The organism is Candidatus Saccharimonadales bacterium, from assembly GCA_035317825.1.
GTDB lineage: Bacteria > Patescibacteriota > Saccharimonadia > Saccharimonadales > Saccharimonadaceae > DATHGB01.
On the sequence record DATHGB010000009.1, the window covers coordinates 1 to 24,912 of the forward strand.

The following is a 24,912-nucleotide window of genomic DNA, read 5'->3' on the forward strand; positions in this document are numbered from 1 at the left end:
CCGTCTTCAAGCGGAGCGTCGATATAGCCCGCTAGGATAATCGGCTGGTACATCTGTGTTGTCTGGTATCCCTTTGGAAGGTCTGGGTAGAAATAATGTTTACGATCAAATCGGCTGATGTTCGCAATTTTAGCGTTCAATGCTTTTCCGGCTTTAATTGCTAGTGTGACTGCTTGACGGTTAAGGACCGGTAGCATTCCAGGTAAACCAAAATCAATCGGACTAACGACGCTGTTTGGTGATTTATCGCGTGCGTCATTGTCAGCACCACTAAATAATTTTGTGGCCGTCGCAAGCTGAACATGACATTCAATACCAATTGTTATGTCATATTTTCGCAACGCTTCTTCGTTTGTCATTAGATTGCCCCTAAATCTTTAAGTGCTTGTTTAAATCCAGACAAAGCACGCCTAGCATCATCGTAACTTACGTTTACATCAGTTTCATGCGCAATTTGATTACGCAGCTTATGCGCGGTCCAAACGTTATTAGCATTCGACCATGTGTCTTTAATTGTTTTCATGCGCTCGCCCATTGTTGTACCCCGAACACCTTTTTCGCGCAACGCCTGATCCAGCAGCTTGTCAGCATTTAATACAGTCAAGTGGTAGCTTGAAGGATTATCTTTTTTCAGTTGCTGTTCGATCTGCAGCCATTTTAGACGGTATTTATCAACGTTTAGGTTACGATTGCCTTTTTTGCTTAGCGTAATAACCGCAAATAGCATACCGGCGACGATAAGAATTGCTGCAAAAAAGAATATGAGTGCCGTATCCATATTATTTAGTCTCCATTTCTCTTGCTAAAGCCAGTATCTGCGCGTCGCTTTTGCGAGGACCGATAAGCTGAACTCCGATAGGGAGTCCGGCTTCACTTGTGCCGGCAGGAACACTGATCGCAGGAAGCCCTGCAAGGCTAGACGGAACAGTCATAATGTCTGCGAGGTACATTTTTACTGGATCGTTAACATTTTCGCCTAGCCCGAATGCCGGAGTTGGCGTCACCGGCCCGACAAGCACATCGTATGTCTTGAACAGATCATTGTATGCATTAATTAACAGTGTTCGCGCCTTTTGAGCCTGCTGGTAGTAGGCGTCAAAATAACCGCTGGAGAGCACATAGCTACCGATCATAATACGCCGTTTGTTTTCTGTCATAAAACCTTCGTCACGTGTTTGGCCGTATAATTCCGCAAGGGTTTTGACTCCCTCGGCGCGATGTCCGTAGCGAATACCGTCATAGCGAGCAAGGTTACTGCTCACTTCTGCAGGAACAATGATGTAATACATCGCCAGCGCATACTTTACAATCGGCATACTGACTTCTTCAACGGTGTGTCCTGCAGCCTTCAGTTTATCAATATACTCTAAAGTTCGCTTTAGAACCTCTGGGTCAACGTCTTCGCTCATAAATTCTTTGATAATACCAATTTTTTGAGAAGGTTTTGCAGTGCTTTCCGGAACGAAAAAATCAGGAAGCGTTGTCATATCGTGGTCGTCTTTTCCACTCATGATACTCATGACCAGTTCCGCATCTGCAACATCTTTCGTAAAACACCCGATCGTGTCGGTACTACTTGCCATAGCAACTACGCCGTAACGGCTGACGGTACCATAGGTAGGCTTTACGCCCACTACTCCGTTAAACGCTGCTGGTTGACGGATTGACCCGCCAGTATCGGTGCCTAGCGCAAAAGGAACGACATCGAGAGCCGTTACTACTGCTGAACCGCCGCTGCTCCCACCCGCAACTTTTGATTCGTCGAATGCATTTGTCGTAGGACCAAAATATGAATTTTCCGTACTTCCGCCATGCGCAAATGCGTCAAGGTTGGCTTTTGCAATACAGATTGCACCCTCAAGCTCTAGTTTTTCAATTGCCGTAGCCTGAAGAGGAGCGACAAAATTTTCAAGCATTCTACTCGCAGCTGTTGTCTTGCTCTCGAATGTTAAAAAATTATCTTTTGCGATAAACGGTACGCCTGCTAGCCTACCGACATTTTCACCCTTCGCCAATCGTGCATCAATATCCTTGGCACGTTGCCGTGCTCGTTCGCTTGTCGTACTAAGAACTGCGTGATGAGAGTTAATTTGGTTAACTCGACCAAGCGCCGCTTCGACTTCGGAAGCAGCGGTACTTGTTCCATTTTTGATACGCTCTGTAATTTCGGAAATATGGCTCATTATAAAACTTTCGGCACCTTTACTTGGTGTTTTTCGGATGCTGGCGAGCGTGCGAGCAACTCTTCGCGAGTAACGGTACTGGAAATCACCGTATCGTCACGCCAGACATTTTCAAGATCAGTTACTTGGTAGGTTGGCTCAACACCAGATGTATCGAGCTCGCTTAGTTGTTCGACATACTTTAGAATACCTTCAATATCAGCCTGTAAGCCATCAATTTCGTCAGGATTTAACTGCAGACTACTGAGCTGTGCAAGATGCTGCACATCGTCACGAGTTATTTGTGTCATATGATCTATTATAACCTAAAATCGTTACCGAGGTAAAACTATTCCCAACGAAATACCTTAAAGGCGATGAAGTAAATAACGATCATCCACACACCAATTAGGCCGATTTGCGGCAGGATATCAATAAAGTGTTTGCCCTCTGTAGCAATCAAGCGAATACCATCGATAATCGGTGTTAGAGGCAAGAAAGCAGAGATGTTTTGTAGCCATTCTGGCATCAAGAATCTTGGGAAAAATGTACCCGACAAGAACATCATTGGAAATACGATGATGTTGGAAAGAGGCGCGGCTTGGCGTTCGTTTTTCGCCCATCCACCAAGTGCCAAACCAATACCCAGGATAGTGATGATACCAAATATCAAGAATATCGCGAGCTCCAGATAATTCCCGACAACCTGCAGATGAAATACGCTAATAGCAACCACAAACATCACACCAAGCGAGATAAGGCCTATAATCGCCTGTCCGATCATCGTCGCAAGGAAGTATTGCCATACCTTAAGGGGCGTTGTGCTCAGACGACGTAGTATTCCCATCTTCTTTAGTTCAGGAAATACGTTAACCGGTCCAAAGATGCCCATGCCAATGATGGCAAACCCGAGTAGGCCCGCGAAGGTGTAGTCAAAGGCCGAAAGGCTTCGTTCGTTCAACTGCTCGGTAGCAACGGTAAACGGCGTATCATTCTTTACGAACTTCGCATTAATTCCCTTGAATTCAGCATCAAGAATGCTTCCGAGTGCTTGGCCAGACTGCTGGTTGTTCTGCGTATAGACAACTTTTGCCTGACCGCTTGGAAATTTGGCATCCTTTTGAACTGAACCAAAATCTTTTGGCAAGATAATGGCGGCATCAAGTTCAGAACGACTCATCTTGTCTTTTGCTTGATCAAGCGTCGTTACTTCCTTGTCGACTTTTAAGACTTTGCTGTCCTGAGTTTGTTTTGTAAAATCCTTAGCGAACGAACTGTTTGATTCGTTGATCAGTGCAACGTTAAATGATACGTCACCACTGCCGCTGTTTAGACCGCCGAAGACAAACAGGAAAATTAACGGGAAACCGATTGTAAAAAAGATTGCTAGTTTATCACGGAAAAACCTACGCGTATTAATCTTAACGAATGTCGCGACGGTAAATAATGATCGTTTCATATTACTTTTCACCCCTTAGGCCTTTACCAGTAAGATCAATAAATACATCTTCCAGATTAGCCTGTTCCACGTGTTGTTTCTTTGAAAAACCACGCTTCAGAAGTTGTTGAATAAGATTTTTGGGTGTATCAATCGCCACAATTTTACCGTTATCCATGACAGCAATCCTATCGCAAAGAATTTCAGCCTCATCCATATAGTGTGTCGTCATAATGACGCTAATACCCTTTGCGCGAACCTTTTCGATTAATTCCCAAAGATGACGACGAGCCTGTGGATCAAGACCTGTTGTTGGTTCGTCTAAAAAGAACACTTTTGGTCCGTGAACAAGCGCGGTCGTAATACTTAGGCGCTGCTTTTGACCTCCAGATAGGGCCTCGACAAAGCTATTTGCCTTTTCTTCCAGTTCAACATCACGAAGAAATTCCATAGGATCTACACGCTCACCATATGCGGCTGCAAACATTTCTACTATCTCAACAAGTTTTGTTTTGTCCTGAAACGCAGGAGTTTGCGGCTGTACGCCAATCAGATACTTGATTTTGTTCGGATTCTCGGCAACATTAATGCCATCAATGAAGACCTCGCCGTCGTCAATCGGGCGCAGCGTTTCCATCATTTCTAGAGTTGTTGTTTTACCGGCGCCATTTGGTCCTAGGATACCAAATATCTCACCTTTTTTAACTGAAAAACTAACTCCGTCAACAGCTTGTTTATCGCCGTAGCGCTTCTTAAGATTTTTTACTTCTATCATTGCATTCATCGTATTATTTTAGCATATAACTCCTGTGAATTACTTTGCTTTTACAGCGATCAATACTACAATGATCATATATGCGTATAAAAGCTTTCGATGAACTTAGCCGAAGCGATCAGTCTTTGCTGCAAGAGGCCGTTGAGCGCTTGTCTCGCTCTCTTAATAAAGTTAGCAATCCTCAAACAAGTGCAATTGCAGTAACCAAGAATAGTCGTCACTATGGAAATAATATCTTTCTTTCAAACTGTACTTTGTTCTGTGCCGAAGCCGTTGCGCTCGCGGCATCCGTTGCAGCAAATGATCATAAAATTACAAAACTATATCTTGCAGTGGGTAGAGCGGATAAAATACCTGCTATTATTTCGCCTTGTGGTAACTGCCGTCAAATGCTCCATGATTTTTCCCACTTGAACAATGACTCTATTGAAATTTTTTCTACGACAAGTGAACTTAAAGACGTCATGATAACCAACTCAGCTGAGCTTTTACCCGAAGGATTTAAGTCTGCTAGCTTAGGTAAGATGGCACAAAAATAAAAAGCACTCCCGCGGGGAAGTGCTTTTTATTATCTCAATGACGATTAACGTCGTTCGATAAATGTGTGTGCGTGACCACCTGCACCAGCACGGCCAGTTCGGCCAATACGGTGAATGTAATCTTCGTACGTTTGTGGCGTGTCGAAGTTAATCACATGGCTCACATTTGGAATGTCCAGTCCACGAGCAGCAACATCGGTTGCGACCAATACTTTCACGCGGTTGTCTTTAAATTGCTTTAAAGCACGCTGACGTTGTGATTGGTTTTTGTTACCGTGAATTGCAGCGGATGGAATTCCGACATTATCAAGGTGGTCAGATAGGCGCTGTACACCAAACTTCGTTTCACCAAAGACAAGAACCTTGTCGTATTCTTTGTTACTAAGCATTTCAGTCAGTAATTCAACCTTGTGGTTTTTGTCACGGGCTTCAATAACGTCTTGTTCGACGTGGTCGCTTGTTTCGCTCGTACGAACAGAAACAGTCACAGGGTTGTTCAGGAATGCATGAACAAGTGATTCAATTTCAGGGGTAATTGTCGCACTAAAGAATAGTGTCTGACGATCTTTAGGCATTTCGCCAACAATTTGGCGAATGTCAGGCAAAAAGCCCATGTCAAGCATACGGTCAGCTTCATCAAGAACAAGAGTCGTCATGTTGTTAAGCTGCAATATACGGCGTTGCATAAGGTCTTTTAGACGACCTGGCGTACCGATAATAAAGTGTGGGCGACGTTTTAGATCACGGATCTGGCGATCAACGCTCACACCACCAACAACAAGTGCTGAATAAAGGTTTAGGCCCTTTGCAAACTCACGGAATTGCTCGTCAATCTGCTGAGCAAGCTCACGTGTTGGAGCCATGATTAGCACGCTTGGGCGAAGTGTAATACCACTTTGGCGTTCGATAATTGGAAGCAAGAATGCTGCGGTTTTACCCGTACCGGTGTTAGCTAGGCCGATAACGTCCTTACCTTCAACGATATGTGGGATTGCCTGGTCCTGGATTGCGCTAGGTGTTATGTAACCCTTGCTTGCAACATTGTGGTGCAATTGAGCGCCAAAAGGAAAGTCCGCGAATTTATTTTTAGATTCGTAAACGTTTTCTTCGTATGCGCCGGCTTTGTTAATAAACTTAGCTGGATTAATATATTTTTTAGCTGGGCCGCGATTACCGCCGCCTCGGCGTCCGCCACCACCGCCACTGTGGAATCCTCCACCTTGTGGACGTGAATTGTTTGGACGACCTGTTCGTCTTTGTTGAAATGCCATAGAAAAAATAACCCTTTCGTTATGTAGTTGATAGCTGTATATGCAGACTAAAGGATAGATATATCCTTGGAAGAACAGCGAGATGATGTTTCGGTGGCCGCGCAGGTTACTTATTTATCTTCAGGCGCTGGTCTTTGAAAGAGGCTCGACATTCAATGAATGCAATATGCTAATAATAGCACACTTATGTCAATTTGTCTAGTATCAGATAGATTTTATAGTAATATTTGCAGAAATAGCTCGGTGGTCAGAACCACCATCTTTAGATACTGAAAAACCTACAGCCTGGATCTCTGGTGATGCAAATATATGGTCAATCTGTGCCATGCGGATACTTGGCATCCATTCCATTTCCCGAAGTTTTGGTGTCGTCGTAGGTATATGCAATAGATCGATATCGCGCAGATTTGTTTCTGACTCTAAAAATCGTAAGGAAGTACCTGTTGCCATTTCAATTAACATTCCCGCACGTCCTTTTATGCGTTTATGAGGAATGAGAAAAGTCATACCTTTTACTACCTTATTTTGGATAAACTGACTTTTTTGATCAAGGTGCATAGCGTTAAAATCACCGAGCATCACCGTGGGCATATTACTAGAATTTATAAATGATACAGCATCTTTTAACTGCGCTAATCGTCGCGTTTCTGTCCGTTCGTCAAGATGAGTCGCGATAAAACGTATTTTTTGGCCAGATTTCGGATCTTCAATAACAACAGCCAAAAGACCGCGCACATCGTTCCATCTTAATTGCTTATTTTCAAGAATTTTGAACCTGCTTAACACCCGAATATAAATATCATCTGGATGATCTTCGTCGTTACGCTCATCATACCTTGCATCTTGCCATTCATATCCCATTTTCTGCAGACGTTCATTAACTCCTGTGGCGGGTTGTCCCATATATGCTTCCGGCAGAATAAATACATCAGCATTAATTGTTTCGATCATATTTAAGATTTTCTCAGGTGTGCCACGACGCTTTTTTGTCATCAATGTCAACCGGCCTTCAACATTCCAGGACGCAATCTTCATGGTTATAGCTTTTCTTTTATGTCAGCAATCTGATCACGGAGCTCCGCAGCTTTTTCAAACTCAAGATTGGCACTTGCAAGTTCCATTTGGCCTGTCAGGTCTTTAATCAGAGATTTATATTCATCTTTTGGAATCTTTCTAAGATCAAGTTTCGGTTTTTTGTCCTTATCTTTATCTGGAATAATCGCACGCAGGCCTTCGTCAATTTCTTTGGCAATGCTCGTCGGCGTAATACCATGTTCCAGGTTGTATGCATTTTGAATTGCATGACGGCGTTTCGTTTCGTCGATTGCTGCTTGCATCGACCTCGTGATACGGTCGGCATACATAAATACTTTGCCTTCTTCGTGGCGAGCGGCACGTCCAATTGTTTGAATCAAGGCACTTTCACTACGTAAAAAGCCTTCTTTATCAGCATCCATAATCGCTACCATGCTTACCTCGGGAAGATCTAATCCTTCGCGGAGCAGGTTGATTCCGACAAGCACATCGTACACACCCATACGAAGATCTTTTAGAATATCGCCACGTTCAAGCGTATCGACATCACTGTGAATATATGCCGTTTTAATACCAATCTCTAAAAGATAGGCCGATAAATCCTCAGCCATGCGCTTTGTGAGCGTGGTTACAAGAACACGCTGGTTTTTGGCTGTCCTATCGCGAATTTCGGCTATCAGGTCATCGATTTGGCCTTCAGTTGGGCGAATAATAATTTCCGGGTCTAATAGTCCGGTTGGGCGAATAATTTGCTCTGCGGGGGCTGGACTGTGTTCAAGTTCGTAGTCACCAGGTGTTGCCGATACATAGATTGCTTGGTTGATGTGATTATCAAATTCAGCAAAAGTAAGCGGGCGATTATCAAGAGCTGACGGCAGGCGGAATCCATGTTCAACCAACACTTCTTTTCGCGCACGGTCACCATTATACATACCTCGCACCTGAGGGAGTGACTGGTGGCTTTCATCAACGAGTAGCAAAAAGTCGTCTGGAAAATAATCCATAAGTGTCGCAGGCTGTTCACCTGGTTCACGATTGGTTAAATATCGGCTATAATTTTCGATTCCCTTTACGAAGCCTGTTTCTTCCAGCATCTCAATATCGTATTTGGTTCGCTGTGAAAGTCGCTGTGCCTCGAGCAGTTTGTCGTGTTTTTCATACCACTCCACACGCTCTTCGAATTCGCGTTTGATGTTTTCAATAGCAACTGCAAGCTTTTGTTTAGGCGTAACATAGTGACTGCTCGGAAAGATTGTCGTGCTATCAGGCTCGCCCAAAATCTCACCCGTCAATGGATCGATCCGTGTAATACGATCGATGTCATCGCCAAAAAATTCAATTCGGTAAGCCACATCATCGCCTGCTGGAAAAACGTCAACGACATCGCCTTTTACTCGGAATGTCCCACGGTGAAAATCTATGTCATTTCGTTGATATTGAATGTCGGTCAGCAGGCGAACAAACTTGTCTTGTTGACGGCGTTCGCCCTTCGTGATGGTAATTGACATCTCAGCATAGTCGTCAGGTGATCCAATGCCATAGATGCAGCTGACACTTGCAACAATAATGGTATCGCGGCGGGTTAAAAGCGCACTTGTTGCGGCGTGACGCAAACGATCAATCTCGTCATTGATCTTGCTGTCTTTTTCGATGTATGTGTCACTGCTACTGATGTACGCTTCTGGCTGATAATAATCGAAGTAGCTAACAAAATAATGGACTTCGTTGTCGGGAAAATAGGCTTTAAATTCACTAAACAGCTGTGCGGCCAAGGTTTTGTTGTGCGCCAATACAAGCGTTGGCGCCTGGCGATTTTGAATAATATTCGCCATCGTGAATGTTTTACCTGATCCGGTAACCCCCAAAAGAGTTTGTTTACGTTCACCGCTTTCAAGACCAGCGATTAACTGGCTGATAGCACTCGGCTGATCACCAGTTGGCTGGTATTTGGTTTGAAGACGAAATTCTTGACTCATTCCCTCTATTATACGCTAAAACGATTATCCCCAACCAGCACGCTTTGCGCTGATCTGGCTGTCAGTACCATCGTGGACGAAATCAGCGTACTTCTTGTCGAGCGCTTCGATTACTCGAGTCACGAGTTTTTTTGGATCGGTATCATAAATAATCTCTTTAGCGCCGGGTGCTTCAATATGTTCAAGAAGCGTCGGTGCATAGTCTGCTAGACCACCACTACCAAGTAACACGCCGCATACTTTGCGGCTTTCAAGCGCGGTTGATAGTTCATGTAAACTTCCCATTCGTCCACCGACAGTGATAATCGCGTCACAGCTACGAACCAAGTGAACGTCCCGGCCAACGTACTCCATGCCTGTGAAATTAATATAATCAAACTCTTTCGTTGGTAAACGATAGGTTGCCACATGTTCTCGGAATGAACTAGCCGGCGAAAATCCAACAGAAAAACCACGTTTTCCCTTAACGCTGACAACGCCCATAGCGGCATAATGCGGCAAGCCAATTGTCGCGCCGGTTAGAAGTGTCTTCCCTGCTTCGGAAATGGCTTTTCCTAATTCAAAAGCTAATTGGTGAGAGGATTGAACCGTGTCACCCGACGCAGCTCCGGAGACGCAGATTTGATATCGCATTTATTGTAACTCCTGTGAATGATAGTCCTTTGGTGCGCCTTTAAGGTACTCGTCAAGCTCTTCTCGGTGTAAGAGTCCTGCTTGTGCGCCAAGTTTTTGTACGACGCTCATGCTATTGATAGGTGCCCATGTTAGTGCGGTTTCAAGCGACTCGCCTTGTGCAAGGGCTGCCACGATAGTTGAAGCAAACGCATCGCCCGCACCAGTTCGGTCGTATGGAGGTGCTGGATCTGGGTAATTCGGCATTTTAATAACCTTCTTTTTGTCAGATGCGTAGGCGCCGTCTGGACCATCGGTAATAACAACAATTTCCGGTCCTAGCTCATGAAGCGCACCAGTTAGATCTGCAATTGATGATATATCTTTCCCGGTGACCAGCACTGCTTCTTCGCGGTTCATGACAACCATATGACTGCGTCGATACACCTCAGCCAACTTTTTAGGTCCCCATTCAAAATGGAATGTACCGGGCTGGAATGCTAGCTTGGTTGAAGGGTGCTGGTTAAGGTATTCAAGCATGTCCTCATGAAGCTGCCAAGACGATTCGCTAACGAGCGCAAGATATATCCAATCGGGCACCTGGAGAGGTTCTTGCCATTTGTAATCATACGCTTCATTTTTTACAAGAATAGTGCGGTCTGCGCCATAGCGAAGAACGTAATAATAATTTGACTTAGTATTCTCCTGCACGGATATCATGCTCGTATCTACTTCTTCTGAATGCAGATAAACGATTGACTCTTTGCCGGGGACGTCATCACCAAGAAAAGCCATTAGACTAGAGTTCAGCCCAAGTCGGCTAAAAGCAACTGCGGCGTTCGGGGAAGGTCCGACTGCTTGGACGATATCAACGCGCTCATATGGTGGTTTTGAACCAAATTCCATACTGAGTCGCTTGCTTCCATCAGGATCGGTATCTATTCGTGCTTTATCCTCACGTAACTTTATGAATGCATCTGTGAAGATATCACCTATACTCAAAATAGACGGCGCAGGGGCTGTGTTGCTTTTTTCACGTTCTGCAATATGCTCCGGGTGATCACACATTTTAATATCGGCATCGTCAAGAAATTGCTCAACGACTGCAACGTCAGTACCTGCAACACCCGTATAGCGATGGATGATTTCTTTGGATAACTCACATTGCAAATGCTCTAACGAACGCGTTCCATGTCCGGCAGCATGTTTTGCGTTCTCGCGAATATCTGCTTGGTTGAATGAGATGGCCTCTCCATCAAGGATAAGACCCGCGTAGGCTGTTTTTTCGTATAGAACTTCACTGTCAGCATGAGCATTTAGTGCATTTTCAAGTTCTTCTTTAGTAGTATCTGCTGGATCGAGTCCTAATTTACGCATTACGGCGTGAGCATGATGCCTGATATCGCCAATCAATTTAACATCAACGCCAGTCTGACCAGTCGCGCGTTCAAGCTTTTGCAAGGACGCGCTGAATAATGGATCTTTTGCACCAAGTAAATCTTGTAAAAATTTTGCCACGTCTGTACTACTCCACTCTTGTTTTATTACCCGTAGTATATCACGCTCATGCTTATCACCGCTAGACGTTACATACTAGAAAGGTTTTTCGTGAAGTGGCATTTCATGAAGTCGAACATCGCCATGAAGAATGCCTACTTTCGCACCAATTTTCGTCACAACGGATGTAGAATTAGCGCTTGCAAAGATAATAGAATGTTTGAGGCTTTTACCCTTCACCCACTGACTCAAAAATCCAGAGGCAAACGCATCACCAGCGCCTGTTCGATCTATAACAGGAACATCCTCATACATACCAGCTCGCACAATTGTCTTGCCGTCACTCGCAACGACACCGTTAGGTCCATCGCTCACAATAGCAACAGGTACGTAATTAAGCGCATGGCGAACAAGCTCTTCAAGTGTTTCGCCTTCAACGATTTGTTGCATTTCCTCTTTGTTCATGCAGAGCACTTCGACACTTTCCAGAAGGCTCTTGAGCTTCGCAGGATCAGCTAATTCTGGCCCAGCCGGGTTTAGCATCACTTTTGTACCATGTTTTTCGGCATGATCAACGATATGCCGAAGAAGGTCTATGCCACCATTGGCAAGTGAGGTAGGATATACCCAATCTGCTTCTTCAACGGCTTTAAAATCGATGTCCGTTCCTTTTTTATCTGTCGAAACACCCCGGTGATTTAAAATCGTTCGCTCTCCGTTTGTTGCGATAAGGATTGTCGAGTATCCAGCCTGGTAATGATCCTTGCGTACGACACGCGAAGTAGCGACTCCTTCTTGATCAAGGTCACGTAAGATCGTTTCAGATGCAGGATCGTGTCCTAGAGTCCACATATACTCGGCATGCAGCCCTTGCCTTGCGAATGTAACCGCGACATTGCTAGCGTTACCGCCAGTTGCAAAGGTCACTTCGCTTACTTCCATTTTTACACCTAGCGGTAGATGCGTATAGGCGATTTTACCTTCCGTATGTGGGTCAAATTCATCACTCTTTAAAAAGACGTCTTGCGTCGCTTTACCGATTGCAAGAATACGAGGAACGGTTGCCATTATTACACGACAGCCTTGCCGCTACTACCGAAAGCTTTAATCTTTTCTTCAACAACAGTCTGCACCGCACCATATACTTCGGGCATTAATTTCACGACTGCATATTCGTCGGGATTGTCTGCAAGCACCTTTTCGAGTGTTTTGCGGAATTCATAGCGCATGTCGCTGTTGATATTGATCTTACTTACGCCAATTCGTGCAGCTTCTTCAAAGTAATTAAGAGGTGTGCCGCTTCCACCATGAAGACTAATCTGACATTGAATACTGTCGCGAATTTTTTGAAGCAGCTCAAGATCAAGCTCTTTTGGTACGGGATATTTGCCATGTAGATTGCCTACTGCGGCAGCGAATGTATCTATACCTGTCGCCTCAACAAATTGCTTCGTACCTTCGGGTGTGGAGAATGTCTTTTTGATTTCTTCGTAGTCGATATTTTCAGTGTGCACATTAGATGAACCGCCAAAATAGTGGGGTTCGCTTTCAACAAGTGCACCAGTAAATTTAGCGTATTCGACCACTTCTTTGGTCTTCTCAATAATGTCTTCGGTTGAGGCATCATGATTGGCCTGTGAAATATCGATATGAATAAATTCAAATCCAGCGTCGATTGCACGTTTGCAATCTTCGACTGTAGGGCTGTGGTCAAGATTGATGTACATTTCAATCCCATATTCAGCCTTGTAGTTATCTACCATGTCACGGATGTTTTCGAGGCCAAGTGCTTTCACTTCGCCATCACTGACTTCAACAAGAACAGGAGAGTTTAGTTTTTGCGCCGCACGACAAACTGCAATAAGCGTTTCTTGGTTATCGACATTAAACGCACCGACTGCAAAATTCTGGCTGCGAGAACGCTGCATTAAATGGCGCGCTCTTAGCGTATTTTCACGAATTTCTTTGATTGATAAGCCCATATTTCTCCTTAGAATCCTTGATGGTATTTTGGTTGATCTGAAATAAATTGTTTAACGCGCTCAACGATTGATTTACTATCAAGCTTGAAATGCTCGATGAGTTCTGTCGGAGAACCACTTTCGCCGAAACGATCCTGCATACCGACACGTATAAGTGGTGTTGGTAATTTTTCACTCAAGAGTTCTGCGATAGCTCCCCCGAAACCAGCTGCGGCTTGAGCCTCTTCGGCTGTTAATACGCGTCCTGTTTTACGAACGCTATTTAGGACAGTCTCTTCATCAAGCGGTTTAATCGTTGGGACGTGAACTACCTCGGCATGAATACCATGCTCTTCGAGCTTTTTAGCCGCCGCTAGAAGCTGGTAGGTCATCGTTCCGGTACCCAGCAGGCTAATATCGTGGCCTTCGCGTAGGACGTATGCCTTGCCAATTTCAAATGGTGATTCATCCGTACTGAAAATTGGTGTTTTTTCACGAGCCAATCGCAAATAGCTAGGTTTGCCGTTCGTCGCAATCGCATGTGTCGCTTTTTCGGCCTCAATACTATCGCCTGGTGCAATGACAATCATGTTTGGAAGTACGCGCATAAGGGCAATATCTTCAAGCATTTGGTGCGTGGCACCGTCCGGCCCAACACTTACACCGGCATGTGATCCAATAATCTTAACTGGTTGGTCATTGAGTGCAATCGTGGTGCGGATTTGTTCCCAGTTTCGGCCAGGGCTAAATGCTGCATAGCTACTCGTAAATGGAATTTTGCCAGCCCGGGCTAGGCCGCTTGCGACGGTAACAAGGTTCTGTTCAGCCACGCCCATTTCAATAAAACGATTCGGGAAAGCCTCTTTGAACAATGACATCTGGGTGCTGTCGGTAAGGTCTGCACATAGTGCTACGACGTTTTCATCAGCTTCACCAGCTGCTTTTAGGCCACGGCCAAAACCTGCACGGGTCGGTTCTTGCTTGACATCGTCATTATAGATATCAGGATTGAGATGAAAATCGCTCATTCGTGTTCTCCTGTAATCTTGCCGTCTAGTGTTCTGAGTTTCTTTAACGCTTTCTTACCATCATCTGAGTTCAAGAAATAGCCATGATAATGATAGTCATATTCCATAAAATCAACGCCCTTTCCGGGAATAGTATGTGAAATGATAACACTCGGACGATTCGTAATTGCCCGAGCCATACTAGCGGCATCGATAATACTCTCCATGCTGTGCCCATTAATCTCTTGTACGTGCCAACCAAAGCTTTCCCATTTGCCGCGAAGGTCTTCGAGCGGCATGACGTCTTCGGTTGATCCATCGATCTGAATGTTGTTTCGGTCAATGAATACAACTAGTTGCGAAAGTTTGTATTTGCCAGCAAACATTGCTGCTTCCCAAATATTACCTTCATTTAATTCACCGTCACCGGTAATCGCATACACCCAGCGATGCTTGGCGTTATCAAGGTACTGCAAGCTATACGCATATCCAGCTGCTTGGCTAAGCCCACTCCCCAGTGGTCCGCTTGTATTTTCAAGACCTGGTAATTTTGTACGTTCCGGATGCCCTTGCAGGCGACTGCCTAGTTTTCGAAGTGTTTTTAACTCTTCAACTGGAAAATAACCCCGTTCGGCCATTACTGCATACTGGACAGGAACCGTGTGTCCATTACTAAGGAAAAAGACATCGCGCTCAGACCAGTCCGGCCGGTCCGGATTAACGTTCATAATATTAAAGTAAAGCGCTGTGACAATATCTGCCAAATCTAGCGGACCTGCACTGTGACCACTCCCTGCGGCCTCTAGCATACTAAGGATATCCTTACGGACCTCAGCTGCTTTTTTCTCAAGCTGTGTAATTGTTAATTGCCCACTCACGTTAAATAATCCCATGCTTATTAATTTCACTTACCAGTGTAGCATAAACGCTTTGAGGATCTTCGGCCTTTGCAATGGCGCCTCCTACATTTAGCACGTCTACGCCGCCTTGCGCTATGCTAAAGGCGTTTAAAGGTGTAGCGCCTCCGTCCCAACCTATCTCTGCGTTCGGGTTGATCCCTTTCACTAAACGGATCTTCTCAAGCTGCATTAAATTAGCTGTTCCGCCGTACTTTCCAAGTTCGCCGCTGAAGATCATGACATGATCCGCCTCTTTAATTGCTGCGTCAACCGTGCTTGGAACGGTTGGGCGCAGCAAGGCAATACCCGCTTTAATACCAAACTTCTTGATGTGCTGCAAAACCGGCACGATGTCTTCACTCACTTCAACATGGAATATTATCATGTGAGGTTTTAGGCTAATAAGTGTTTCTAAGTGATCACTTGGCCTCGCTACCATTGCATGGATATCAACAATCCATTCTTGAGGCCACCAAACTTGAGCGGCATTAACCGTAAAGGTTGGGGCGAATTCACCGTCGGTAATATCTATATGGACACGTTCTGCAAAGGGATGGATACGCTCCACTTGAGCTTTGTAGTCATCAGGACTTTCGGCAAGAACTGCAGGGGCGATCACACTCATGTCTACAGCTCGTCAATCTCTGCATTACGGCGTTTATATCTTGGCGCGGAGGCAAACGGTGTTTTTAGCCATGTATCCACGATGTCTTTCCACGGGTCGTCATCTTGATCAAGAATACGCGATGGTAGACACAGCACATTGCTGTCATTGTCGTTTCGCGTCATTTTTGCTTCATACGCATCCCAGATAACACTGGCGCGAATACCACGAAACCGGTTAGCCGCCATACACATCCCTTGGCCACCACCGCATATAAGGATAGCGCGCGAATCATCATCGCCAAGCACTTTCAGTGCTGCCATCTGGGCAAATTGTGGAAAATCGTCATTCGGGTCGAGTTCTTTATCACCCACATCTTCAATGTCATAACTTTGCTTCGCAAGGTACGCAAACACTTTTTCTTTCATAGCAAAACCTTGATGGTCCGCACCCAAGTAAATCTTCATAGTTTAAGTATAAGCACTTTCTGTCTAAAACAAAAGGTTAGCAGCTATTTTTTAAGAGCCCGACCAACATCGGCAACAAGTTCAACAAGTCGGTTACTGTAACCCCACTCGTTGTCATACCAAGCAACAACTTTCACTAGGTTACCACCGACAACGTTCGTAAGCGGCAAGTCAACAATCGCGCTGTGGCTGTTACCCTTGAAGTCGCTACTGACGAGTTCTTCTTCGGTCACATCCAAAATACCTTGATAAAAAGGCTGCTTCGCGGCTTCTTTGAAGACATTATTAAGCTCTTCGATCGTTGTATCTTTCTTTAGAAGGACCGAGAAGTCACTCATACTTACAACAGGGGTCGGTACGCGAATACTCATCCCGCCGAAGATACCTTCAAGCGCTGGGAGTGCTTTTGCGGCAGCAATACTTGCACCGGTTGTTGTTGGAACAATATTCATAGCAGCCGACCGAGCTTCGCGAATGTCTTTTGCTGGAGCATCCAGAAGCTTTTGGCTAGCAGTATAACTGTGCACGGTGGTCATAAGTGCTTTTTCAACGCCGAAATGCGTTTCAAGTACAGCCATCACCGGCGTAATACAGTTCGTCGTACAGCTAGCATTACTAATGACATCAGTTGCAGTTTCAATTTTATCTTCATTTACTCCAAGTACGATCGTATCAGCACCTTCACCCTTGGCAGGACCAGAGATGATAACTTTTTTTGCCCCTGCACTATCGATATGCGCTCTAGCTTTGGCTGGATCGACAAAAAAGCCCGTGCTTTCAATCACCACGTCAATATCGTGTTGCTTCCACGGAAGAGCAGCTGGGTCCTTTTCGGCTAGAACAACGATATGTTTGCCATCTACAATAATACCGGTGTCGTCAAAACCAACCTCATGCTGATATGTGCCGTATGATGAATCGTGTTTTAATAGGTGAGCCAATGTTTTTGTATCTGTTAGATCATTGACAGCAACGATATTAACGTCACTTCGTTCAAATGCAATTTTAAAGGCATTACGACCTATGCGGCCAAAGCCATTTATTGCGACATTCACTTGAGCCATGAATTTTCTACCCCTCTTATGATAAGCATTAACATTTCTTAAATCATTATATACTCTTTGCGTCATATTGTAGAGAATTGACTATTTTTGTATTAAATTATATAGTTTACTGGTTAGTCAACCTCGATTATGGGAGAGATTATGTCGGACATCACGCCATTCCTTAACGGTACGAACGGGATCGAGGTTGGCATCTTCGACCCGGAAGAAGTCGATGCGGTATACAAGGAGAGTGCAGTGGGACATGCTTCGGAGCTAGTCGCACGCACGCCTGACGAAACCAGAGAAGTCACGGTCTTCGTCAACGAGACCTGCCTCCAAGCGCATCTCTATCCCTTGTGGTACAAAGGCGACATGGCCGTACTATCAACCAAGGATGGTATCGAAGATCGCCCGGGCCACTTCGTCTACTACTATTTCGTCATTTCTCGCATCGGGAAGTCGACGTGGGAGATACCGATGACGTCCAATGTAGTCAAGGTATCAGGAGAGTTGGACTGCAACGAAGCCTTCGACAACCTCCAGCTCCCAGAACAGCTGATTTATCTCTTCTGACGCGAAGACTGACAACACACGGCGAGGCGATGAGATCTCCGGATTCCATCGCCTCGCTACGACCGCTCTTTATACGAGTGGTTTTTTATTTCCCCCCTCTGTTCTATACTAATAAAGTGAAGAGGCACGATGTTTTAGACCATGCTACGCCGCATTATGACGAGGATCAGCTCCTAGAGCTTGACCTTGCCATTGATTTTGCGTCGGAAGCACATTCAGGCCAAACTCGTAAAAGCGGCGAGCCGTACATTGTCCACCCGCTTGCCGTTGCCGACACGCTTATTGACTGGGGTATGGATATCGATTCAGTCCTTGCCGGTCTGCTGCATGATACCGTTGAAGATACCAACGCAACGCTTGAGCAGATAGAAACGCTTTTTGGCCGTGATGTTGCTTTTTTAGTTGACGGCGTCACAAAAGTCTCGCAGGCACGTGCAGGTATGCGCGACCTTGAAAGCTATTTGCCTCAGACGAAAGACAATTTATCAAAACTGCTAATTGCCGTAGGTCAGGATGTACGAGTTATTATCATTAAACTCGCCGACCGTCTGCATAACCTTGAAACGCTCCAATACATGAACCGCGATAAACAGATCAAAATTGCCAGGGAGAGTTTGGAAGTATTCGCCCCTATGGCTGACCGTCTAGGTATGGGACGCGTGCGAATGCAGATCGAAGAACTCGCCTTTAGCTATCTGGAACCCGATGAATTCAAGCGCTTGAACGTCGCTATGAAAAAACGCTTGGGCCGAAGTACGCGAAAACTTGGAGTTGTTCGTAAAGAAGTCGAGAAGACGCTTGTCGCCAATCATTTACAAGGTGAGATAGATGGGCGCGTCAAAAGTATCTATAGTTTGTATAAAAAGTTGAAAAAAGTTGATGGTAACATGGACGATATCTACGACCTTATGGCGCTTCGTGTAGTGGTCAAAACCAAGGAAGACTGTTATAAGGTTCTGGGTATTCTTCACTCTATGTACCAGCCAATGCTTAGCCGTATCAAAGATTACATCGCCATTCCAAAACCAAATGGCTATCAAAGTCTGCACACCACGGTTATTACGCCTAACGAACAAATTGTCGAATTCCAGATTAGGACATACGGCATGCACGAATACGCCGAACGCGGACTCGCGGCTAGTTTTCATTACCATGAACAAAAAGATACGAAAGATTATGCTAAAAAGAAACTAAAAAGCGCCAACCTGCCTGCTCACCTTCAGTGGATTGTCCAGCTGCAAGAGGTGGCTCAACGGTTACGGAGCGGAGCGGAAATCTCTCAGGACCAATTGGATGTTGATCTATTCGGGGATCGTATTTTCGTTTATTCACCAAAAGGCGACATCTACAATTTACCCGAGGGCGCATTGCCACTCGACTTTGCCTATCTTGTTCACAGTGACGTTGGTAATCACGCCTATAGTTTTAGGGTAAACGGCAACATTCATTCATTTGATAAGCCCCTTCATAACGGAGATGTCGTTGAAGTCGTGACACGTAAACTAGTTCAGCCAAAACGAGCGTGGTTAAGTATGGTCAAGACAAGCCATGCCCGCGAAAAACTACGATCTCACTTAAAAAAGATTGATGTGCTCGAAACTATCACAGGTGCGGCAGCTATTATTAGACAGAAGGCGACTCGCCGAAAAAAATAACCCGTTCTACCGGGTTATTTTAATCAGGTGGACGATCTAGCCCTTGTTATTCCATCGTTCAATTGATTCGTGAATGATAGCTTTCGCTTCCTCGGCGTCACCCCAACCCTTTACGATAGTACTACCTGGTTTTTTAAGGTCTTTGTAGTGTGTAAAGTGAGATTCTATTTGGGCAATTAATTGTTTTGGGAGATCAGAAAGCGAATTAATCGCATTTCCCGTGTTTCGGTCATCGGCAGGAACGACGACGACTTTATCATCGACTTCACCGTCGTCTTCGAACTTCATGACACCGATTACTTTTGCTTCGAGGAAGATACCCGTAGCAAGAGGATCGTCAGTAATGATAAGCGCATCAAGTTCGTCGCCGTCCTCATCAAGGGTTTGTGGAATAAATCCATAGTTTGTTGGTTTTGCAAAAATCTTAGGATCAACACGATCAAGTTGCATCACTGCAAGCTCGCGGTTCCATTCAATTTTGTGCGAACTGCCGGTCGGGATCTCGACAACAACGTTTACGACGCCGCCGTCAACATTACCGGGTGTAAGAATCTGGTTAAAATCAGCCATGTATGCCTCCGTTATTTGACTACACTTCATTGTAACAAATTTGCTATACTAAGAGCAATTATGTTAATAATCGGACACCGGGGTGCGGCAGGACTTGCGCGCGAAAACAGCCTTGAAGCTTTGCGGGCCGGGTTAGAGGCAGGCGCCGATATTTTAGAATTTGACGTTCGGCTCACCAAGGATAAAATACCTGTCGTCGTGCATGATTTTCACACGCTCCGAACACACCGCGACCCATCGATCATTAGCCGCCTGACCCTAGAAGAACTCGTAAAACGCACCGAAAAACTTCCGATTACTCCTTTATTTAAGGTGTTAGATGAGTTTTTTGGCGTTATTTTGCTTAATATTGAGCTTAAAGGCCGCGGTACGGGCAAAGTAGTCGCGGAACTGCTCGCAAAAAGCTACGCCAAGTCAGCAAAGCGATGGGACAATGTCCTTATTTCATCATTTCGAGGCAGCGAGTTACAAGCCGTCCGAAACATCAGTAAAGATGCAAGCTTAGCACTGCTCCATAGTGAGAATCCATTTTTATTCATTGCTTACCACCGAAGACTCCGGCTGACCGCCGTCGGCTTTCATCGCCTTTACATCAATGCCTTTGCGCTTGAAATCGCAAAACGAGCAAAGCTATTTGTCTATGCCTACACCGTTAATAGGCCTCGGACGGCGCTCATGCTAGCCCAGCAAGGTATCGACGGTGTTGTTACCGACCGACCTGGCGACATACTAAAAGAAGTTGAGCGAAATACCGACAAGCCTAAATAGCTTGTTGTTTTTGCTTATCAAGATATTCACGAATGCTAAGGGCTGCCGTAGCGCCTTCGCCAACCGCACTGGCAATTTGCATTGTTGCGCCGCTACGAACATCGCCGCTTGCGAAAACTCCTGGCATTGTCGTTTCTAGATGAGCATTTGTTTTAATTAGTCCTTGCTCGTCTAGTTCGATATTACTGTCTTTTAAGAACTGCGTATTAGGTTTTAGACCCACAAAAACAAAGACTCCATCAGTCGCGAATGTCGTAGGCTTGCCTTCTTTGATACCTTCTACCTTTGTAATTATTTTTCCATCATCTGCAACAATCTCCGTTGCTGTAGTCTGAAGATGGATAGTGATCTTACCCTCGTCGGCAGCTTTTTTTAGTTCATGCTGCAACACTTCGCTTGCCTTTACCGTACTTCGGACTAAAAGGTCAATGTGACTGGTGTAGCGAGTTAGAAATAGAGCCTCCTGTACGCCTGAGTTGCCGCCGCCCACGACGACTAGTGGCCTGTCGCGATACAATGCGCCGTCACATGTCGCACAGTAGTGCACGCCGCGGCCATAGTATTCTAATTCACCGGGAATTCCAAGCTTGTTATAATCGCTTCCTGTTGCAATTAGGACCGTTTTGGCTTTGACTTCGGCTCCGTCCACGACAACCGTTTTCACATCTCCATCGTCACGAACCTCTGACACGTCGCCAAATTCGATATTCGCGCCGAATCGTTCGGCTTGTTTTTCTAGCTGCTCAGCCAAAACCAAACCTTCAACGCCATCAGGAAAACCAGGGTAGTTATCTACCTTATCAGTGACCGCGGCAAGTCCACCGATAACCGCTTTTTCATATAAAACCGTATCGATGTCTTCACGTGTCGTATAAATAGCAGCCGATAGCGCGCTTGGACCTGCACCAATCATAACTACATCTCTAATCTTATCGTCCATAGAATTTCCTTTACTATACCTAGTATAGCATTAGCTCGCATTCTTGCTGTAGTAATCTAGTAATGCTTGAGGCATTTCAGGTTGGGGAATGGTTTCCGGAGTAGGAATAACCATAATGATAAACTTCAACGGCGTATTTGGAGGAATGGAATCTCCATTGCCCTTTTCACCGTAAGCATCTTCTGACGGAATAGTTAGCTCGCGAACACCTCCGATTTTCATACCTTCAACACCTTTGGTCCATCCTGCAATAACACCTCCGGCAGAAGCGGTAAATGGCGCTTTTAGTTTAGTACCGTCAATCGAACCGTCAAAAACCTTGCCGTTTGGTGTCCAGCCAAGATAATAGGCTGTAAACGTAGCATCTTTGCCAAGTACATCTCCATCGCCAACTTTCAAGTCGGTCGTTGTAAGCGTTTTTACGCTGTCTCTATCGAACACAGCCGGTTGCGTTGCATACTGGTTAAATTCGGTAAAATATTTAGCCGAAAGCTGCGTTGCTTGATCATTCACCTTGGCTTGGTAAGCCGTATAGTCTTTTTGATATGCATCTGTTAATTGTTTGATGTTTGCTTGATCAGCACTATTATTGTTAGTCCCTAGGATCATTACCGCAAAAGATCCGATTGTCCCGACTAGCATTACGATCGCAATAATCCAAATACCAATACGCTGACTTTTTGGTGTCGCCATATAAACTCATTTCCCTCTTTGATTTACTCGCTTTAGTATATCAAAATAAGCTTTTTGTTTCGAGGGCTATTTTCCAGGTGAGGTTGGTGTAAAGTAATCGTCTTCCATAATAGTGGAAGCACGCCATACGCCCAATGCTTGACCCAAAGGTAACATGTCACTATAGCCAATAATGTCAGCTGCTCTACGCAGCAAAGATGCCATCCATCCATACAGTCTTAGCCCGTGCCATTCAAAGACAGCCCAATTTTCGCCGACAGGCACAACAACAGGCGGCATGACCGCCTTATACGTCCGTGGTTTCTTATGTTTTGCTTGGCGTTTTAAATTGCCAGACACAAACATCGCATCGTGAAGCGCCGTTTGCGCAAGACCCGTATATGGTGTGGCAGCATTATCACCAATAACATAAATGTTTTTACCCGCCTGCATGTATTTGTCTACGACAATGCGACCATTTTTTGCAAATTCAAAATGTTCAGCATTGTTTTTGTAGAATGGGTGATTAGCTACACCGGATGTCCAAATAATCGTACGGCTATTGATCGAGTTGCCGCTCACTGTCAGATCGTCAGCCGAGGCTGCTTCGACAGTCTTGCCTGTCTGAACATTCACCCCTAGTTTTTCAAGTCGTTTTTGTACCTTTTTGCTCGATTTTTCGCTCATTCTAGGTAAAATTCGTGGAGCCGCTTCAATTAAATCAATTTTAAGATCAGGTTTTTCAATTCCGTAATGTTCACACATGCGCGCAAGATATGACCCAAGTGCTGCAGCAAGCTCAACACCTGTTGGCCCAGCGCCAACAATAATATAATGCTTGTCCGTTGTATGGTTTTCCGCAATATCAACGTATACATGTTGCTTTAGTCTCTTAATTTCTGGAGCTGATTTAATTCCATACGCATAGGTTTCTAGGCCTTTAATACCAAAGTAAGTCGTTACCGTACCCAGTGCCAAAATGCAGCGCTCATAATCGTAAACAACGCCGGAATCACCCTTGAGGGTCTTTGCTTTTGGATCAATAGACTCAATTGAATCAATATGAACATGCACATTATGTTTTCCAGCAAAAATTGTCCCTAACGGTACCCAAGATTCAAGGTGGCTATGGCCCGTTGCGGCACTATAGAGCGCAGGATAATATTGAAAATCAGGCTTATCGGTAATAAGAGTGATCTGATTGGATTTATCCTCGGCAAGCTCTAGAGCAGTCTTTACTCCTCCAAACCCACCACCGACAATTGTAATATTCATAGAACGAGCCTTTTTATTTAGAAGTTAGTACTTTTTACTCGTGCTAGTTTAACGTTCGTAGCAACAATCCCAAGCGTCATAACCCCTAGGTATACAAGTCCGACCGTACATGCCTCAATCATATGCGATGGCGAAGCCACGACAAGGAAAATTCCACTTGAAAGCGTGAGGCCGACTAGCCCGTAACTTGCATACAGCTGTTTACGCGCGGGACGCGTATACGTATAGGTAATATGGGCAATGCTAGCAAGAGCAATTATTACGTGAAGAATGACTATCATGTCAAAAGTATAACACTTATGGTAACCAAGCGTCTACAGATATAAGCCCACAAAATACAAGTAGAATTATAAGTGAAAATCTAAACATTTTACGAGCCCAGGCATCACTATCGCGTGCTGATAATCCTTTTAGCCCTAACCATATCCAATAGACTCCCAGTACGCCCATTACTATCAGGTAAGGGTAACCCGTTATACCGAATACCGGCAGGAGAAGCGTTGCAATGACGAATAGGACCGTATAGATAAATATCTGTATTTTGGTGTTTTTAATACCTTTGACGACGGACATAACCGGCACACCTGCTGCCGCATATTCTTTTTGACGATATACAGCAATTGAATAAAATTCAGGCATCTGCCACAAGAAAAGAATCAAGAAAACTAGTATTGCTCCGACATCAACCGTACCTGTCACCGCGCAATATCCTGCAAGAATTGGCGCAGCACCCGAGACACTTCCTACTAATGTTCCGTGTATCGAGAGACGCTTCGATAACATTCCATACAGAACAACGTAAACGATAAAGCCACCGATGCCGATCAAAACAACAAGCAAATTCGTCCACGCAAGAAGTATAGCAACGCCGACCAAGCCAAGAACAATAGAGAATATAACCGCATTTCGACCCTTGATTTCACCTTGAACAAGCGCCCGTTTCTTTGTTCTCGCCATTTTACTGTCTATATCCTGGTCAAGATAGTTATTTAGCACACAGGCCGAGGCAATAATCAAAGTACTCCCTACGCATAGCGCGATAAAAAGCCAAAAATCAATATTGCCCTTGCTTGCGAGTAAAAACCCAGCAGCAGCCGTTAAGGCATTACCATACAGTACTCCGGGCTTCGTTAACGAATAGTATGTCTTAATTACGGAACGAGTCATGAA

At 44.9% G+C, this 24,912-nt stretch carries 28 protein-coding genes; 4 read left to right on the plus strand and 24 right to left on the minus strand.

Going from position 1 to position 24,912, the window contains the following annotated elements; all coding sequences use genetic code 11:
• From VK497_00730 to VK497_00755, 6 genes are all read right to left on the minus strand, one after another.
• Positions 1 to 359 (minus strand): Asp-tRNA(Asn)/Glu-tRNA(Gln) amidotransferase subunit GatB (locus VK497_00730; GenBank protein HMI08906.1); only part of this gene is annotated, 359 nt, incomplete at its 3' end.
• Positions 359 to 778, minus strand: a complete 420-nt coding sequence (locus tag VK497_00735) for a hypothetical protein (protein HMI08907.1) — start codon at positions 776 to 778, stop codon at positions 359 to 361. The genes VK497_00730 and VK497_00735, both read right to left, overlap by 1 nt.
• A gap of 1 nt (position 779) precedes the next feature.
• Positions 780 to 2,183 carry an Asp-tRNA(Asn)/Glu-tRNA(Gln) amidotransferase subunit GatA gene (gene gatA, locus VK497_00740; protein HMI08908.1) on the minus strand — a complete coding sequence of 468 codons (1,404 nt, stop codon included), beginning with the start codon at positions 2,181 to 2,183 and terminating at the stop codon, positions 780 to 782.
• Positions 2,183 to 2,473, minus strand: a complete 291-nt coding sequence (gene gatC / locus VK497_00745; protein HMI08909.1) for an Asp-tRNA(Asn)/Glu-tRNA(Gln) amidotransferase subunit GatC — start codon at positions 2,471 to 2,473, stop codon at positions 2,183 to 2,185. Before gatC ends, gatA begins: the two co-directional genes overlap by 1 nt.
• Positions 2,474 to 2,511: 38 nt before the next feature.
• The gene (locus tag VK497_00750) at positions 2,512 to 3,621 is read right to left on the minus strand and encodes an ABC transporter permease (GenBank protein HMI08910.1); all 1,110 of its coding nucleotides are present in this window, start codon (positions 3,619 to 3,621) and stop codon (positions 2,512 to 2,514) included.
• 1 nt (position 3,622) lies between these two features.
• Complete coding sequence (locus VK497_00755; protein ID HMI08911.1) at positions 3,623 to 4,384, minus strand: ABC transporter ATP-binding protein; 762 nt, start codon at positions 4,382 to 4,384, stop codon at positions 3,623 to 3,625.
• Between the two features lie 71 nt (positions 4,385 to 4,455).
• Here VK497_00755 and VK497_00760 point away from each other — a divergent pair, with 71 nt between their 5' ends.
• Positions 4,456 to 4,914 carry a hypothetical protein gene (locus tag VK497_00760; protein ID HMI08912.1) on the plus strand — a complete coding sequence of 153 codons (459 nt, stop codon included), beginning with the start codon at positions 4,456 to 4,458 and terminating at the stop codon, positions 4,912 to 4,914.
• Between the two features lie 44 nt (positions 4,915 to 4,958).
• Here VK497_00760 and VK497_00765 read toward each other — a convergent pair whose 3' ends face one another.
• The 12 genes from VK497_00765 to gap form a co-directional block, all read right to left on the minus strand.
• A complete protein-coding gene (locus tag VK497_00765) occupies positions 4,959 to 6,185 on the minus strand; it encodes a DEAD/DEAH box helicase (protein HMI08913.1) in 1,227 nt (408 codons plus the stop codon).
• 204 nt (positions 6,186 to 6,389) lie between these two features.
• Positions 6,390 to 7,220, minus strand: coding sequence for an endonuclease/exonuclease/phosphatase family protein (locus VK497_00770; GenBank protein HMI08914.1), 831 nt, complete (start codon positions 7,218 to 7,220; stop codon positions 6,390 to 6,392).
• A 2-nt stretch (positions 7,221 to 7,222) separates the two neighbouring features.
• Positions 7,223 to 9,196, minus strand: coding sequence for an excinuclease ABC subunit UvrB (gene uvrB / locus VK497_00775; protein ID HMI08915.1), 1,974 nt, complete (start codon positions 9,194 to 9,196; stop codon positions 7,223 to 7,225).
• A 24-nt stretch (positions 9,197 to 9,220) separates the two neighbouring features.
• Positions 9,221 to 9,829 carry a hypothetical protein gene (locus tag VK497_00780; GenBank protein ID HMI08916.1) on the minus strand — a complete coding sequence of 203 codons (609 nt, stop codon included), beginning with the start codon at positions 9,827 to 9,829 and terminating at the stop codon, positions 9,221 to 9,223.
• Positions 9,830 to 11,326 (minus strand): carbohydrate kinase family protein, encoded by a 1,497-nt coding sequence (locus VK497_00785; GenBank protein ID HMI08917.1) that lies wholly within the window; start codon positions 11,324 to 11,326, stop codon positions 9,830 to 9,832.
• Positions 11,327 to 11,401: 75 nt separating this feature from the next.
• The gene (locus VK497_00790; GenBank protein HMI08918.1) at positions 11,402 to 12,373 is read right to left on the minus strand and encodes a carbohydrate kinase family protein; all 972 of its coding nucleotides are present in this window, start codon (positions 12,371 to 12,373) and stop codon (positions 11,402 to 11,404) included.
• A 2-nt stretch (positions 12,374 to 12,375) separates the two neighbouring features.
• Positions 12,376 to 13,287, minus strand: coding sequence for a class II fructose-bisphosphate aldolase (locus VK497_00795; protein ID HMI08919.1), 912 nt, complete (start codon positions 13,285 to 13,287; stop codon positions 12,376 to 12,378).
• Between the two features lie 8 nt (positions 13,288 to 13,295).
• Positions 13,296 to 14,294, minus strand: a complete 999-nt coding sequence (locus VK497_00800) for a transketolase C-terminal domain-containing protein (GenBank protein HMI08920.1) — start codon at positions 14,292 to 14,294, stop codon at positions 13,296 to 13,298.
• Positions 14,291 to 15,166 (minus strand): transketolase, encoded by an 876-nt coding sequence (locus VK497_00805; GenBank protein HMI08921.1) that lies wholly within the window; start codon positions 15,164 to 15,166, stop codon positions 14,291 to 14,293. Before VK497_00805 ends, VK497_00800 begins: the two co-directional genes overlap by 4 nt.
• Positions 15,153 to 15,797 (minus strand): hypothetical protein, encoded by a 645-nt coding sequence (locus VK497_00810; protein ID HMI08922.1) that lies wholly within the window; start codon positions 15,795 to 15,797, stop codon positions 15,153 to 15,155. The genes VK497_00805 and VK497_00810 overlap by 14 nt, the downstream gene beginning before the upstream one ends.
• Before the next feature lie 2 nt (positions 15,798 to 15,799).
• On the minus strand, positions 15,800 to 16,243 hold the full coding sequence (locus tag VK497_00815; protein HMI08923.1) for an RpiB/LacA/LacB family sugar-phosphate isomerase: 444 nt from the start codon (positions 16,241 to 16,243) through the stop codon (positions 15,800 to 15,802).
• Positions 16,244 to 16,287: 44 nt separating this feature from the next.
• Positions 16,288 to 17,307: a type I glyceraldehyde-3-phosphate dehydrogenase gene (gap, locus tag VK497_00820; protein HMI08924.1), complete on the minus strand. Its 1,020-nt coding sequence runs from the start codon at positions 17,305 to 17,307 to the stop codon at positions 16,288 to 16,290.
• Positions 17,308 to 17,448: 141 nt separating this feature from the next.
• Between gap and VK497_00825 the strand changes: the two genes are divergently transcribed.
• Together VK497_00825 and VK497_00830 are read left to right on the plus strand one after the other, a co-directional pair.
• Entirely contained in the window at positions 17,449 to 17,862 is a 414-nt protein-coding gene (locus VK497_00825; GenBank protein ID HMI08925.1) for a hypothetical protein, read from the plus strand.
• Positions 17,863 to 17,978: 116 nt separating this feature from the next.
• Positions 17,979 to 19,517: a RelA/SpoT family protein gene (locus VK497_00830; protein ID HMI08926.1), complete on the plus strand. Its 1,539-nt coding sequence runs from the start codon at positions 17,979 to 17,981 to the stop codon at positions 19,515 to 19,517.
• 36 nt (positions 19,518 to 19,553) lie between these two features.
• On the opposite strand, the gene VK497_00835 is transcribed toward VK497_00830, so the two are convergent.
• On the minus strand, positions 19,554 to 20,087 hold the full coding sequence (locus VK497_00835) for an inorganic diphosphatase (GenBank protein HMI08927.1): 534 nt from the start codon (positions 20,085 to 20,087) through the stop codon (positions 19,554 to 19,556).
• Positions 20,088 to 20,147: 60 nt separating this feature from the next.
• Between VK497_00835 and VK497_00840 the strand changes: the two genes are divergently transcribed.
• Entirely contained in the window at positions 20,148 to 20,855 is a 708-nt protein-coding gene (locus VK497_00840; protein HMI08928.1) for a glycerophosphodiester phosphodiesterase, read from the plus strand.
• On the opposite strand, the gene VK497_00845 is transcribed toward VK497_00840, so the two are convergent.
• The 5 genes from VK497_00845 to cyoE form a co-directional block, all read right to left on the minus strand.
• The gene (locus tag VK497_00845) at positions 20,848 to 21,795 is read right to left on the minus strand and encodes an FAD-dependent oxidoreductase (protein HMI08929.1); all 948 of its coding nucleotides are present in this window, start codon (positions 21,793 to 21,795) and stop codon (positions 20,848 to 20,850) included. The two genes, VK497_00840 and VK497_00845, sit on opposite strands and share 8 nt — an antisense overlap.
• A gap of 30 nt (positions 21,796 to 21,825) precedes the next feature.
• Positions 21,826 to 22,488: an FKBP-type peptidyl-prolyl cis-trans isomerase gene (locus VK497_00850; protein ID HMI08930.1), complete on the minus strand. Its 663-nt coding sequence runs from the start codon at positions 22,486 to 22,488 to the stop codon at positions 21,826 to 21,828.
• A gap of 66 nt (positions 22,489 to 22,554) precedes the next feature.
• Entirely contained in the window at positions 22,555 to 23,742 is a 1,188-nt protein-coding gene (locus VK497_00855) for an FAD-dependent oxidoreductase (GenBank protein ID HMI08931.1), read from the minus strand.
• A 17-nt stretch (positions 23,743 to 23,759) separates the two neighbouring features.
• The gene (locus VK497_00860; GenBank protein HMI08932.1) at positions 23,760 to 24,023 is read right to left on the minus strand and encodes a hypothetical protein; all 264 of its coding nucleotides are present in this window, start codon (positions 24,021 to 24,023) and stop codon (positions 23,760 to 23,762) included.
• 16 nt (positions 24,024 to 24,039) lie between these two features.
• Positions 24,040 to 24,909, minus strand: coding sequence for a heme o synthase (gene cyoE / locus VK497_00865; GenBank protein HMI08933.1), 870 nt, complete (start codon positions 24,907 to 24,909; stop codon positions 24,040 to 24,042).
• Between the last annotated feature and the right edge of the window lie 3 nt (positions 24,910 to 24,912).

Excerpts from the sequence above, each read along its gene's own strand:
- VK497_00790 (HMI08918.1), bottom strand. The coding sequence starts at position 12,373 with ATGGCAACCGTTCCTCGTATTCTTGCAATCGGTAAAGCGACGCAAGAC.
- VK497_00810 (HMI08922.1), bottom strand. The coding sequence starts at position 15,797 with ATGAGTGTGATCGCCCCTGCAGTTCTTGCCGAAAGTCCTGATGACTAC.
- VK497_00800 (HMI08920.1), bottom strand. The coding sequence starts at position 14,294 with ATGAGCGATTTTCATCTCAATCCTGATATCTATAATGACGATGTCAAG.
- gatC (HMI08909.1), bottom strand. The coding sequence starts at position 2,473 with ATGACACAAATAACTCGTGACGATGTGCAGCATCTTGCACAGCTCAGT.
- gap (HMI08924.1), bottom strand. The coding sequence starts at position 17,307 with ATGGCTCAAGTGAATGTCGCAATAAATGGCTTTGGCCGCATAGGTCGT.
- VK497_00835 (HMI08927.1), bottom strand. The coding sequence starts at position 20,087 with ATGGCTGATTTTAACCAGATTCTTACACCCGGTAATGTTGACGGCGGC.
- VK497_00735 (HMI08907.1), bottom strand. The coding sequence starts at position 778 with ATGGATACGGCACTCATATTCTTTTTTGCAGCAATTCTTATCGTCGCC.
- VK497_00845 (HMI08929.1), bottom strand. The coding sequence starts at position 21,795 with ATGGACGATAAGATTAGAGATGTAGTTATGATTGGTGCAGGTCCAAGC.
- VK497_00750 (HMI08910.1), bottom strand. The coding sequence starts at position 3,621 with ATGAAACGATCATTATTTACCGTCGCGACATTCGTTAAGATTAATACG.
- gatA (HMI08908.1), bottom strand. The coding sequence starts at position 2,183 with ATGAGCCATATTTCCGAAATTACAGAGCGTATCAAAAATGGAACAAGT.
- VK497_00765 (HMI08913.1), bottom strand. The coding sequence starts at position 6,185 with ATGGCATTTCAACAAAGACGAACAGGTCGTCCAAACAATTCACGTCCA.
- VK497_00850 (HMI08930.1), bottom strand. The coding sequence starts at position 22,488 with ATGGCGACACCAAAAAGTCAGCGTATTGGTATTTGGATTATTGCGATC.
- VK497_00860 (HMI08932.1), bottom strand. The coding sequence starts at position 24,023 with ATGATAGTCATTCTTCACGTAATAATTGCTCTTGCTAGCATTGCCCAT.
- VK497_00825 (HMI08925.1), top strand. The coding sequence starts at position 17,449 with ATGTCGGACATCACGCCATTCCTTAACGGTACGAACGGGATCGAGGTT.
- VK497_00770 (HMI08914.1), bottom strand. The coding sequence starts at position 7,220 with ATGAAGATTGCGTCCTGGAATGTTGAAGGCCGGTTGACATTGATGACA.
- VK497_00780 (HMI08916.1), bottom strand. The coding sequence starts at position 9,829 with ATGCGATATCAAATCTGCGTCTCCGGAGCTGCGTCGGGTGACACGGTT.
- VK497_00760 (HMI08912.1), top strand. The coding sequence starts at position 4,456 with ATGCGTATAAAAGCTTTCGATGAACTTAGCCGAAGCGATCAGTCTTTG.
- VK497_00755 (HMI08911.1), bottom strand. The coding sequence starts at position 4,384 with ATGAATGCAATGATAGAAGTAAAAAATCTTAAGAAGCGCTACGGCGAT.
- VK497_00855 (HMI08931.1), bottom strand. The coding sequence starts at position 23,742 with ATGAATATTACAATTGTCGGTGGTGGGTTTGGAGGAGTAAAGACTGCT.
- VK497_00795 (HMI08919.1), bottom strand. The coding sequence starts at position 13,287 with ATGGGCTTATCAATCAAAGAAATTCGTGAAAATACGCTAAGAGCGCGC.
- VK497_00840 (HMI08928.1), top strand. The coding sequence starts at position 20,148 with ATGTTAATAATCGGACACCGGGGTGCGGCAGGACTTGCGCGCGAAAAC.
- VK497_00815 (HMI08923.1), bottom strand. The coding sequence starts at position 16,243 with ATGAAGATTTACTTGGGTGCGGACCATCAAGGTTTTGCTATGAAAGAA.
- VK497_00805 (HMI08921.1), bottom strand. The coding sequence starts at position 15,166 with ATGGGATTATTTAACGTGAGTGGGCAATTAACAATTACACAGCTTGAG.
- uvrB (HMI08915.1), bottom strand. The coding sequence starts at position 9,196 with ATGAGTCAAGAATTTCGTCTTCAAACCAAATACCAGCCAACTGGTGAT.
- cyoE (HMI08933.1), bottom strand. The coding sequence starts at position 24,909 with ATGACTCGTTCCGTAATTAAGACATACTATTCGTTAACGAAGCCCGGA.